Raw genomic sequence first — 11,692 nt, forward strand, 5'->3', positions numbered from 1 at the left:
GCCGGCGGCGAAGCCGCCCCCGCGCTCGATCCGGTCCAGCCGCGCCATCAGCGACCGCTCGTCCCCGTACGCGGCCGGCAGCAGCACCCGGGCGCAGATCAGCTCGAGCTGCAGCCGGGGCGAGGCCGTGCCCCGCATCTCGGTGAGGCCCTCGTTGACGATGTCGGCCGCCCGGCTCAGCTCGGCCGGGCCGAACACCGAGGCCTGGGCGCCCATCCGTTCCAGCACGTCGGCGGGGGCGTCGATCAGTCCCTTGTCCGCAGCGTCCGGCACCGCGGCCAGGATCACCAGGTCGCGCAGCCGCTCCAGCAGGTCCGCGACGAAGCGCCGCGGGTCGTTGCCGCCCTCGATGACCTGGTCGACCACCTCGAAGGCCGCCGCGCCGTCCCCGGTGGCGAAGGCCTCGACCACGGAGTCCAGCAGCGAACCGTCGGTGTAGCCGAGCAGCGAGGTGGCCATGGCGTACGTCACGCCCTCCTCGCCGGCGCCGGCGAGGAGCTGGTCCATCACCGACATCGAGTCACGCACCGAACCGGCGCCCGCGCGCACCACCAGCGGCAGCACGCCCTCCTCCACCGGGATCCGCTCCCGGCCACAGACGTCGCCGAGGTACTCCCGCAGCGTGCCGGGCGGGACCAGCCGGAAGGGATAGTGGTGCGTCCGGGAGCGGATGGTGCCGATGACCTTCTCCGGCTCCGTGGTCGCGAAGATGAACTTGAGGTGCTCCGGAGGCTCCTCGACCACCTTCAGCAGGGCGTTGAAGCCCTGCGGGGTGACCATGTGCGCCTCGTCGATGATGTAGATCTTGTAGCGGCTCGACGCCGGGCCGAAGAACGCCTTCTCCCGCAGCTCACGGGCGTCGTCCACACCACCGTGCGAGGCGGCGTCGATCTCGATGACGTCGATGGAGCCCGGGCCGTTGCGCGCCAGGTCACGGCAGGACTGGCACTCGCCGCACGGGGTCGGCGTCGGGCCCTGCTCGCAGTTCAGGCAGCGGGCCAGGATGCGGGCGCTGGTCGTCTTGCCGCAGCCGCGCGGACCGCTGAACAGGTACGCGTGATTGACCCGGTTGTTCCGCAGCGCCTGCTGCAGCGGGTCGGTGACATGCTCCTGCCCGATGACCTCGGCGAAGGACTCGGGGCGGTAGCGGCGGTACAGCGCGAGAGACGACACGCATACGAGGTTATAGGCGAGCGCCGACATACCGGAGAGCCTGTGGACAGCCCCACAGCGACCCGCCGGGAGACCCGGGAACGCAAGCGCCCCCCACGCACCCGCCAGAGCCGACCTACCCTTGCTGCCTTCCGGCCCTGGGGGGTTTCAGTCAGATAGCGCCACGTGAGGGGCTCCGCACAGAGTACCCGATCCGACCGGGGAGAACGAGTTCGCGAGCACCCTTCGGAGTCATGTAATGTTCTTCCCGGAGGATTCGCCTAGAGGCCTAGGGCGCACGCTTGGAAAGCGTGTTGGGGGCAACCCCTCACGAGTTCGAATCTCGTATCCTCCGCAGCCGCCTGACCAGGCGAAACGAGAACCCCGGACCGCTCAGCGGCCGGGGTTCTCGGCATGCTCTGGTCTCAGTTCTGGTCTCATTTAATTCCGACATAAGGCATTTTTCCCCGCCTCGCTCTGCCGCTGACGGGTCGACCGACGGGGCAACGCCTTCACTCACAAGCGGCTTCCTGCCGCCGCAGGACGCGGGTGTCCCTCGCCGTGCGCCATTCTGGAGCGTGTGCAGGACCGGTTGCGGTCGAAGAACAACGGCGTCGCCTTGGTGCGGTGCCCCATCGGTAAGCCCAGCGGATCAATTCTGACCTCGTGGCTGAGTGGTCTGGAAGTCGGTCGACTTGAGCGAGTCCTGGCGACTCGCCCGGATGCCGTGTCCCCACCGGAGCCACGATCGTTCGGCGAACTCGCGGACCGCCTTCAGCGCCCGGCGTCGGTGGCACCGGTGCTGGCGGAGCTCGCGCTGCCACAGTTGCAGGTGGCTGAAGCGCTGGCGGCACGGGGACCCGTTCCACGCGCCGTTCTGGCCGACCTGCTGGACGTGACCGAACCGGAGACCGATCGCGGGCTGGACACGACCCTGGAGACACTGGCCGATCACGCGCTCGTCTGGCCGGACGGCCAAGGGATGCTCCACATGGCGGCGCCGTTGCGGCAAGCGTGGGATGCGCCGTTGGGGCTGGACGCGCCGCTCGCCCGGCTACTGGCGGACACGACCTCCGAGGAACTGAGACGCATGCTGGTGGCCCTGGGCATCCCAGCTCCCGGCACCACCAAGAAAGATCGGCTGGCCACGCTGCTGGAACACCACAGCGATGCGGAGCGGGTGGCCGCCTTGGTCGCTTCAGCGCCTGCGGCCACCCGGAAACTGCTGGAGCGGCGAGCCCGTCACCAGCGTGAACAGAACCAGGAACAGACAGAGTTCCTCATACTCGGGGCCCCACGGGCCGACTCCGAACCGGGTGCACGATGGGCTCTGGAGCGAGGTCTCCTGGTCCAGGACCGGTACTCCGGGTACCGACCCACACGCATGCCGGCCGAGGTGACGCTCGCACTGCGAGGGGCCGACTGGCACGCCCCGTTCGAGCCGTGCCCGCCCACCGTGCAGACGGTGTCCGTCACCGAGGCGGAGGTGGATCGGGAGGCGGCGGCAGCCGCCACGGCGTTCGCCACCCACGCCGCCTCGGTCCTGGCGGCGTGCGCCGCGTCTCCCCCGGCCCGTCTGAAGTCCGGCGGTGTCGGGGCGCGTGAGCTGTCCCGGATCAGCAAGGCCACACAGTGCGATGAGATCGTCGTACGCCTCGTCCTGGAGACGGCGTACGACGCCGGGCTGCTGGCCCGGGACGGTGACGGGGTCGCGGCGACGGAAGGCTACGACGCCTGGGCGGAGCGGGAACCGGCGGAGCAGCTCACCACCCTTCTCCAGGCGTGGCGTACGCTGCCGGCGACCCCGACCCAGGCCCGCGACGGAGACGGCAAGGCGCTGCCCGCACTCGCCGGAGCACCACCCTGTGGCGGCTGTGCGCGGGCCCGGGACGGGCTACTCGCCGCGGCGGCGGCGCTCCCGGCGGACCAGGGGGTGCGGAGCCCTGTGGAACTGGGGCCGCTCATCGCCTGGCACCGTCCGTTCACCCACAAACTCCCGCAGGACGCGACGCCCTTCGCCTCCGTGGTCCGCGAAGCAGAACTGCTCGGTGTGATTGCCCGCGGCTCCCTGTCCCGCATCGGTGCCGCCCTCCAGGCCGATGACGGCGAAGCACTGGCCGCGGCCAGTCGGCGGCTGCTGCCGACAGCCACCAGCACGGCCCGCTTCGGCGCGGACCTCACCGCCGTCGTCACGGGCACACCGTCAGCCCGCCTGGCTGCCCTGCTGAACGCCGTCGCAGACCGGGAATCCGTCGGCACGGCATCCGTGTGGCGGTTCAGCCCGGGCACCATCCGCAGCGCCCTGGACACCGGCCGTACACCGGACGCCATCACCGCCGACCTGGCCGACGTCGCCGTCGGCGCCCTCCCCCAGCCGCTGTCGTATCTGATCCACGACACCGCGCGCGCTCACGGCCATGTGCGCATCGCCCCCGCGGCCTGCGTGATCCACGGCGAGGAACCCGCCCTCCTCGCCGAACTCGCCGCCCACCGCAAGCTCACCGGACTCGGTCTGCGGCAGCTGGCACCGACCGTGCTGGTCTGCCGGACTCCGCTCGACAAGACCCTCGCCGCGCTCCGGGCCGCCGGCTACGCCCCCCTCGCCGAGAAAGCCGACGGAACCGTACGCGTCGAGAAGGCCCAGCGCCGACGTGCCTCCGCCCCGGCTCCGACCCCACTCCCCGGCCAACGTTCGCGGTCTGCGCCGATGGAGACCCCGGTGGACGTCGGCCTGAGCGCCCTGGCCGCCAGGCTGCGGGACGCCCCGCCGTCACTTCCGGATCCCGACCCGTTCGGCACCGGGGTCCCCTACGGCACGGACACCGAGGAGATCGTCGCCGGGTACGCGGAGAACCTGACGTACAGCGATGTCCGCCAGCTCGCCCACGCCGTCGACGCCGCCACGGCCGTCACGGTCGAGTACGTCGCCGCCTCGGGCAACCGGACCGTACGTACGCTCAGCGAGCTCGATCTCGACCCGCCCTATCTGCACGCCTGGTGCCATCTGCGCGAGGACGAACGGGTCTTCACCCTCTCCCGCGTCCTCGCCGTCATGCCCGCGTAGCCCTCCACACGTCCCATTGGCCCACCCGTGCACGGATCAGTGTGCGACCGGCCGCCACTACGATCGCCCGTCATGGACCGGGTCGAGCGCACCGCACAACTGAGGCAGTGGACGAGGAATGGGGTGCGGGCCTCGCACAAGCCGTTGCTGTTCCTGTACGCGCTCAGCCGGTTCCAGCGGGACGCCGACGGCGAGCTGCGGTACAGCGCGGTGGAGCAGGACCTGCGGCGGCTGCTCGCCGAGTACGGGCCCGGCAACCGGACGACGCCCGCTTATCCCTTCCATCACCTGGTGATGACGGGGTGTGGGAGGTGCGCACCGAGCGTGGGACGGGCAGCCCCGGGACCGGGGTCAGGGAGCTGCGGGCGACCGGGGCCGCGGGACGGCTGACGCCTCAGCTGCGGGCAGCGCTGCGGCGGGAGCCGTCCCTGCTCGGCCGGATGACGCGGGTGCTGCTCGATCTGCACTTCCCGCCCTCCCTCCACGGCGAGCTGTGCGAAGCCGTCGGCCTGGAGCTGGAGGATGCCGAGACCGGACGGCTCTCGGCCGCGCGCAGGCAGCGGGACCGGCGGATGCGGGAGATCGTCCTGACGGCGTACGAGTACCAGTGCGCCTTCTGCGGGTACGACGGCAGGATCGGCACGGTGCCGGTCGGGCTGGAGGCCGCCCACATGCGCTGGTGGGCGTTCGACGGACCGGACGAATCGACAACGGGCTGTGCCTGTGCTCGCTGCACCACAAGCTTCTCGACAAGGGTGTTCTCGGCATCGGCGACGGCCATCGCATCCTGGTCTCGCAGAGCTTCGTCGGCCGCAGTACCGCCGCCCGCGAGCACGTCATCACGCTCGCCGGCCGTCCGGTCATAGGGCCCCAGCCGGGCGTCCGCCCCATCGCCGCGGCCTACCGCTCCTGGCACACGAGCCAGGTCTTCCAGGGCAGCCCACGCCCCGCCGTGACCATCTGATCGCCGAATCGGTGGTCACATGAACGCACTGGCACGGAGCGCGACACCAAGAGTGTGGTCTCTTGTACGGCGATGCATGGGTCGCGGAATTCGCCTCGAAAGCTGCACACGCGCCTGTTGCGCCTCACCGCACCGAACAAGGAGTCGTCCTGCCGCGCTACGTTCGACCCGGTCCGGTAGCCGGCCTCACGCATCCGGACGTGCAGACGGCGTCGACTACACGGCAACGAGACGCACGCGGTCTCCGCAGAGCTTCGCCATGTCGTCCATGTCCGAGGTGAGCATGACGACGGGGCGTCGTTGTCGCAGCGCCATCTCGGCCACGGCGGCATCGATGGCGTACTTGTGGCCATGAAGGCCAGCGTTGATCAGCATGGCGGAGGCCGCCTTGGCCTCCTCGTCACCGACGGGCACGATCCGCACGCCGGACAGGACCCAGGCAAGCCGCGCCTTCTCCGTCCGGCGGTGCACTGCTTCGATGATGGTGAGCGCGCTGATGACCACCTCCATGCCCCGCTTGCGAGCTTCCGCGACCAGGGCGACAACGGGCTCATGATCACCGACGAACTTGGAAAGGCCCTCACAGTCGAGAACGAGGGTGCCTTCATGGCTCAGCTTGCGGCGGGCCACTGCCCCTCCTCGGCGAACACTTCGTCGAAGACCCCCCGTGCCCGCTCCTGTTCGTGCTCGGAGATCACCCCTTGGCGGCGCTCGTAGTCGGCAAGGTACTCATCCAGAATCTGGCCGCGCAGCTCTCGCTCCACCGCTTCGGTGATGAACGCGGAGAACTCACGCTTGCCGACTCGTCGACGGATCGCCTCCGCCGTCCCTTCGGGGAGGGAGAGGCTGACCCTGGTGGCCGGCCCTTCGCCGACGTTGTAGGGAATCTCACTCATAAGGTCGACATTATCAAATGAGTAGGAATTCTGGCCGCGCGGTCGGCTCCTACCCGTCCGGGCAGGTTTCAGGGAGACCCCGGAGATCCGGAAGGCTCCGTCAGAGCTACAGCTCGGTGGACGCGCACGCGTCGCGTGACCATGCGTCCGCCCGGCCGTCGAGGCCCGCGAGAACCACGCAGGTCAGGGCCGGAGTCACGGGCTGCTCGACTGCGTAACGCTCTGCGTCAGTTGACTCACGATGTCCAGCACGCCCTGTCCGAAGCTCGTCGGAGCAACCAGCACTCCGAACGCCAGCACCACGATCACGGTCACCTTCTCGTCCAACCGGCTGCGGGCCTCGGTCCGCCGAGCGATGCCAGGTCGGTCATCGGCGGTTCTCTGCGTCACGTCTGCTCCTTCAGGACGGCCAGGACGAGTGGGGAGGCCGTTTCGCCGGGGATGATCCGCCAGCCGGGTGGAAACGCACGACTGGCCTTGAGGTGGGCCGAGTGACTCGACACCATGCGATGGTCGTCCCGCCGTGAGTTCGGAGTGCTCATGCACGGTCGTGCCGTAGCAGTTGCCCTGACCCTGGCCGCAATGGCCGCCACTGTGGCAGCGACCCCGACGCCCTCGGGCCCACCAGGTGCGAGTGACGTCGGCGTGTTCACCACCATGGCGGATCATGTCCATGTGTCGCGCTCGTCGGGTCTGCCTGAAGCCTCAGCGCATGGGTGGTGGGTGGGGCGGTCCGGACATGCTGCCAAACCCGGCGTGAGGGCCGTCGTGACAATCTGGCTGCAGGCCCAAAACTCACATGGCCAGTGGAAGCAAGTAGCAAAGGGCAGCAAGAAGGTGCTCTCAGGCGGCGGGAGCGGCAAGCGCGCAACGGCCAGGAGGGCATGCCGGGGAGCCCGCACGGCATGGCGCAGCGTGATCGACGTGGACGTTCTCGGCGGAGCCGATTCGCCACGGAAACTGACCACTGCGACACAGAACCTTCCTTGTGGCGCGGGGATCTGAGGGCTGGATCGGCCCTGGCGGTGCCACGGCAGATGTTCCGCCCGAAGAGTTGCTCGTGGCCCTGTACGGACGGCATGTGCCGCACCCTTGGCTGCCGGAGCCGACCGAGGACCTGTATTCGCTGGCATTCAAGCAAGCCGCGGCCTACGGCTGGTCTTTTCCCCTGAGCTCCGACCAGCCGCCCCCTGAAGGGCAGCGCTGGGCACAGCACGAGGCCGGTGGCGCAGTCCCCGCCACTTCGGCAGGCACAGGCGAACTGGCCTGGCTCCAGGCAGCGGTCCTCTCGTTGCCCGGCCAGTCGCTGCCCATCGTGCCCATGGCCGACATCCTGCTGCGCGCTCTCGGCAGGCTCGGGACCACCGTCGCGACAGGGCTCCACGTTCTCGTCCCGCTCGCATGCGATGCACCGCCTCCCGCCGGCCCCAGCTACGGCACGCTTCTGCACGCCGATGTCCTGGCTCTCGCCGATCCGGGCGCGGAGACCGACGTCATCGTGACCCTCGCTCTTCCGAACCCCGACGCAGACATCGACGCACTCTCGGCCATCAGGCAATGGGCACCGAGCGGGTCGCAAGCCCTGCTTGGGGTGGTGCCCCACGCGGCCGGTGCCAGCCTCACGCCGACGGCCCGGTCGCGCGCCCTTGGGTATGGACTCACACCCACCATGTCCTGCCGTATGCGCCTGACCGAGTGGTCCCTCGAAGCCGCCGCGTGGCTCACCACGCACCTGGCCGAGTCCCTCCGTCATGCGCATGTAGGAGAGTTGGCCCTGATCGAAGTGATCAAGGAGTGCGAGTAGCGTCTTCACGGTCGGCCGGTTCCACTCTGGCCGACCGTGCCCCTGGTCTCAGTTCTGGTCTCATTCAGTCCCGTCCACGCCCGTCCGAGCGAGGCCATCGTGAGGGCACTGCCGCAGGTCAGGACGGCCCCGGTGCCCCCCGAACCCCCGGACGAACATTTGGAAAGCGTGTTGGGGGCAACCCCTCACGAGTTCGAATCTCGTATCCTCCGCCAGTGCCTCACCGGGCACGATGTCGAAGGGCCCCGCTGCTTGCAGCGGGGCCCTTCGACGTTGTTCTCACGCCTCGTTGTCCTGGTCTTTGTCCACAGCGAGGTTTTCGGGAACTCCCCAGATGGCCCGCTCGATCTGCCGATTGGCTGCAGGAGGAACACGGCTCCGTCACCGGCGACGAGCGCGCCGCCGTCTTCGCGGAGCTGGACGAGCTCGACGCCGAGCACCTCCGGCGTCGTGGCACCGGCGGTCATCAGGCCGGAGAGGCCGCGTGAGCAAACGGAACACGGCAGCGCGACAGAAGCCGGCCCGTGTCTTCGTCCTGGACTCCGAAGCGCTCTCCCTGGCCGTACAGGGCGACCGAGCAATGCTTGCCGCTGGGCCCTGAGCCGGCGCGGGCTCTCGTGCAGCAGCCGGGCGACGCCGGTGGAGGTGGCCCCGTCCGCAGGCAGGCGGACGAGCAACTGCTGGGATTCCGCGGACAGTTCGAGTGTCTCGCAGGTGAACCGCAGCTCCTGACCCGACGGGTGGTGGAGACGCAGGACGCCGCATGTAGGGACCAGGTGACGGTTCAGGGCCCGGTGAACTCCGCCCCGGCGAGGGGAGCGAGTTCCGCGCCGAATCACTCGGCGCTCTCGACGGACGGCCCGGACCACAGGGCGAAGGCCTGCTCGTCGGCGACGCCGTCCCAGTCGGCGAAGAAGGTCGCTCGACCAGTTCCGGTGGCGGTCGCACGCGCTGCGGTCGGCGCGCGACGCCGTTCCCTGTCCGGCCTGAGACGGGGGAAGGGCCGCACGGCCGGTGGGCGGAGGCGGCGGGCGCGGGGAGGGGCGGATGATCGGATCGGACCGCAGCGATCGGGTGCGGGAGGCGCGGCCCCTGCGAGGGTCGTAGGCGGAAGGAGGCCTCGTGATCTCGGCACTCAACAAGCTGGTCGACCTGGTCGAGGAGCACCTCGCGGACGAACTCGACGTCGACGCGCTGGCCCGGGAGCTCGGCACCACCGGGTACCACCTGCGGCGGATGTTCTCGTCGCTCGCCGGAATGCCGCTGTCGGAGTACGTGCGGCGGCGCCGCATGACGGTCGCCGCGGCCGACGTCGTCCGGGGCGAGCAGGACCTGCTGGGCATCGCCGTCCGGCACGGCTACGGCTCGGCCGAGGCGTTCGGCCGGGCGTTCCGGGCGGTGCACGGCGCGGCCCCCGGTGAGGTACGCCGCGACGGAGGCCCCCTTCGCACACAACCACAGCTCAGGTTCCGCCTGACCGTCGAAGGGAGCACCCCCATGGACACCCGCCTCACCGACCGCCCCGCGTTCCGGCTGGCCGGCCACGCCGCCCGGGTCCCGCTCATCCACCAGGGCGTCAACCCGCACATCCAGCGCCACATCGCCTCGCTGCCGATGGAGGAGCACGGCCGCCTGAAGGCCCTCTCCGCCACCGAGCCGGAGGGCCTGCTGCAGGTCACCGACGACGTCTCGCCCGACGCCGCGGAAGGCAGCGAACTGACCTACCTGCACGGGGTCGCCGTGCCGGAGGGCACGGACGTCCCGGACGACCTCGACGTCATCGACGTGCCGAGCGGCCGGTGGGTGGTCTTCCGCAGCTCCGGGCCGTATCCGCAGGCCCTTCAGGAGACCTGGGCGGCCACCGCGACCGACTGGTTCCCGTCCAACCCCTGGCGGCTGCGGCCGGGGCCCTCGATCGTCGCCGTCCTGGAGCGGGCGGACGACTTCTCCACCGCCACGTGCGAGCTGTGGATGCCGGTCGAGCCCGCCTGACGGACCGGCGGCACGGGGACCGGGTGCCCGGGAGGCCGGACCCCGGGGAGCCGGGTTGCCCGGTGAGCCGGGGTTGCCCGGTGAGCCGGGGTTGCCCGGGGGACCGGGGTTGCCCGGGGGACAGGGTGCCCGGGGGACAGGGTGCCCGGGGGAGGCCGACTGCCTGGGGGCGGGGCCGGAGGCCGGAGGGCCGGGGCCCGGGTGCACGAGGGCCCGGGGGCACGAGGGCCCGGGGGCCGCATGCCCGGTGAGCTGGGCATCCTCTACAACCATCGGGTGGGGGCGCATGTCATAAGGGCGGTACGCACCACGCGCCCCCACGGACATAGGAGCCCCCTTGCGCCCCACCCGCACCGCCGTCGCCGTGACGGTCGTCGCCGCGGCACTCACCGGCCCGCTGCTCGTCTCCGCCCCGGTCGCGGCGGCACCCGCCAAGCTGGCCGACGACTTCAACGGCGACGGTTACCGTGACCTCGTCCTGGCAGGCGGCTCCTACGGCCAGGACAGCCGGGTCACGGTCGTCTACGGCACCTCGACGGGCCCGGGCACCCGGGTCCAGACGATCCACCAGGCGTCGGCCGGCATCCCCGGCGCCGTGGAGGCGGGGGACGGCTGGGGCGACAGCGTCACCACCGCCGACCTCGACCGGGACGGCTACGCGGACCTGGTGGTCGCGTCGCCGGGCGAGAAGGTCGGCGACGTGGAGCTGGCCGGCGGCCTCACCGTCGTCTGGGGCGGCTCCGGCGGCCTCGGCTCCGGCACCGTCTTCCACTCGCCGATCGCCCCGGAGTACCCGAACTCCGGTGACTCCTTCGGCGAGCAGGTGGTGACGGGCGACTTCGACGGCGACGGGGACGCCGACCTGGCCGCGGTCAGCAACAGCACGGCGGGCGTCGTCCTGCTCAAGGGTCCCTTCACCCGGGCCGGCGGGCACGGCGGCTTCCAGTCGCTGGGCGGGAGCTACGGCTACCTGCACGCCTGGCGGCTGGCGGCCGGCGCGGTGGACTCCACCGGCGCCACCGACCTGTACGTCGTGGGCATGGACCTCACGGCCTCCGACGTCAACCTGCGGGCCTTCTACCACCGCGGCGGCAGCGGCTTCGCCACCCGCGCGGCCACGGTCACGGTCCCCGACGCCACTCCGGAGCACGGTCCCGGCCCCATCAGCGCCGCGATCGGCGACTTCGACAAGGACGGCTTCGGCGACCTGGCCGTCGGCCGGGGCGGTGAGACGAACGACGACAACGCCGGTTACGTGGCCGTGCAGTACGGCGGCCCGAGCGGCCCGGACACCGCGCGCAAGCCGGTGAAGTTCACCCAGGACACGGCGGGCCTGCCCGGCGCCAGGGAGAGCGACGACCTGTTCGGCTACGCGGTGGCGGCCGGGGACGTCAACGGCGACGGATACGCCGACCTCGCCGTCGGAACCCCCGGGGAGGACCTGGCGGACAAGCGGGACGGCGGCGCGGTCACCGTGCTGCTCGGCCGGGCCGGCGGCCTCTCCGGCACCGGGGCGAAGGCGTACGACCAGAGCACCTCCGGCGTGGCGGGCTCGATCGAGACCGACGACAACTTCGGCGCCGACCTCAAGCTCACCGACTACACCCGCGACGGCCGCGCCGACCTGATGGTGGGCACGGACGACTGGGCGGGCGAGACCCTCGGCATGGCACACCTGCTGAAGGGCTCCGCCACCGGCATCACCGGCACCGGTTCGAAGTCGTTCACGGTGGGCTCCCTCGGCCTGTCCTTCGACGACCTCGGCACCCGTTTCTCCGTCTGAGGAGCGCGGCGCGGCTGCGGCGCCGGGTCGTCCCGGG

At 70.9% G+C, this 11,692-nt stretch carries 8 protein-coding genes, 1 tRNA gene, 1 other RNA gene and 1 pseudogene; 6 read left to right on the forward strand and 5 right to left on the reverse strand.

Features of this window, described 5'->3' with window-relative positions; genetic code table 11:
- Together HW445_RS07530 and ffs are read right to left on the reverse strand one after the other, a co-directional pair.
- On the reverse strand, nucleotides 1-1,173 hold a 1,173-nt coding region (locus HW445_RS07530), incomplete at its 3' end, for a DNA polymerase III subunit gamma and tau (RefSeq protein ID WP_180220245.1).
- 79 nt (nucleotides 1,174-1,252) lie between these two features.
- Nucleotides 1,253-1,351: signal recognition particle sRNA small type (gene ffs, locus HW445_RS07535), an RNA gene on the reverse strand.
- Between the two features lie 71 nt (nucleotides 1,352-1,422).
- Between ffs and HW445_RS07540 the strand changes: the two genes are divergently transcribed.
- The 3 genes and pseudogenes from HW445_RS07540 (at nucleotide 1,423) to HW445_RS07550 (ending at nucleotide 5,180) form a co-directional block, all read left to right on the forward strand.
- A tRNA-Ser gene (locus HW445_RS07540) sits at nucleotides 1,423-1,507 on the forward strand.
- Between the two features lie 267 nt (nucleotides 1,508-1,774).
- Complete coding sequence (locus tag HW445_RS07545; protein WP_374939617.1) at nucleotides 1,775-4,216, forward strand: helicase-associated domain-containing protein; 2,442 nt, start codon at nucleotides 1,775-1,777, stop codon at nucleotides 4,214-4,216.
- A gap of 72 nt (nucleotides 4,217-4,288) precedes the next feature.
- Nucleotides 4,289-5,180: pseudogene (locus HW445_RS07550) on the forward strand (phosphorothioated DNA-binding restriction endonuclease).
- A 216-nt stretch (nucleotides 5,181-5,396) separates the two neighbouring features.
- Here HW445_RS07550 and HW445_RS07555 read toward each other — a convergent pair.
- From HW445_RS07555 to HW445_RS07565, 3 genes are all read right to left on the reverse strand, one after another.
- Nucleotides 5,397-5,810 carry a DNA-binding protein gene (locus HW445_RS07555; RefSeq protein WP_180220246.1) on the reverse strand — a complete coding sequence of 138 codons (414 nt, stop codon included), beginning with the start codon at nucleotides 5,808-5,810 and terminating at the stop codon, nucleotides 5,397-5,399.
- Nucleotides 5,792-6,076, reverse strand: coding sequence for a hypothetical protein (locus HW445_RS07560; protein WP_180220247.1), 285 nt, complete (start codon nucleotides 6,074-6,076; stop codon nucleotides 5,792-5,794). The genes HW445_RS07555 and HW445_RS07560 overlap by 19 nt, the downstream gene beginning before the upstream one ends.
- Nucleotides 6,077-6,271: 195 nt before the next feature.
- Entirely contained in the window at nucleotides 6,272-6,466 is a 195-nt protein-coding gene (locus tag HW445_RS07565; protein WP_180220248.1) for a hypothetical protein, read from the reverse strand.
- Between the two features lie 670 nt (nucleotides 6,467-7,136).
- Between HW445_RS07565 and HW445_RS07570 the strand changes: the two genes are divergently transcribed.
- From HW445_RS07570 to HW445_RS07580, 3 genes are all read left to right on the forward strand, one after another.
- On the forward strand, nucleotides 7,137-7,880 hold the full coding sequence (locus HW445_RS07570) for a hypothetical protein (protein WP_180220249.1): 744 nt from the start codon (nucleotides 7,137-7,139) through the stop codon (nucleotides 7,878-7,880).
- A gap of 1,122 nt (nucleotides 7,881-9,002) precedes the next feature.
- Entirely contained in the window at nucleotides 9,003-9,872 is an 870-nt protein-coding gene (locus tag HW445_RS07575; protein WP_180220250.1) for an AraC family transcriptional regulator, read from the forward strand.
- A gap of 337 nt (nucleotides 9,873-10,209) precedes the next feature.
- Nucleotides 10,210-11,655 (forward strand): FG-GAP and VCBS repeat-containing protein, encoded by a 1,446-nt coding sequence (locus HW445_RS07580; protein ID WP_180220251.1) that lies wholly within the window; start codon nucleotides 10,210-10,212, stop codon nucleotides 11,653-11,655.
- The last annotated feature ends 37 nt before the right edge of the window (nucleotides 11,656-11,692 follow it).

This window comes from Streptomyces sp. UH6, from assembly GCF_013421635.1.
GTDB classification, from domain to species: domain Bacteria; phylum Actinomycetota; class Actinomycetes; order Streptomycetales; family Streptomycetaceae; genus Streptomyces; species Streptomyces abyssomicinicus.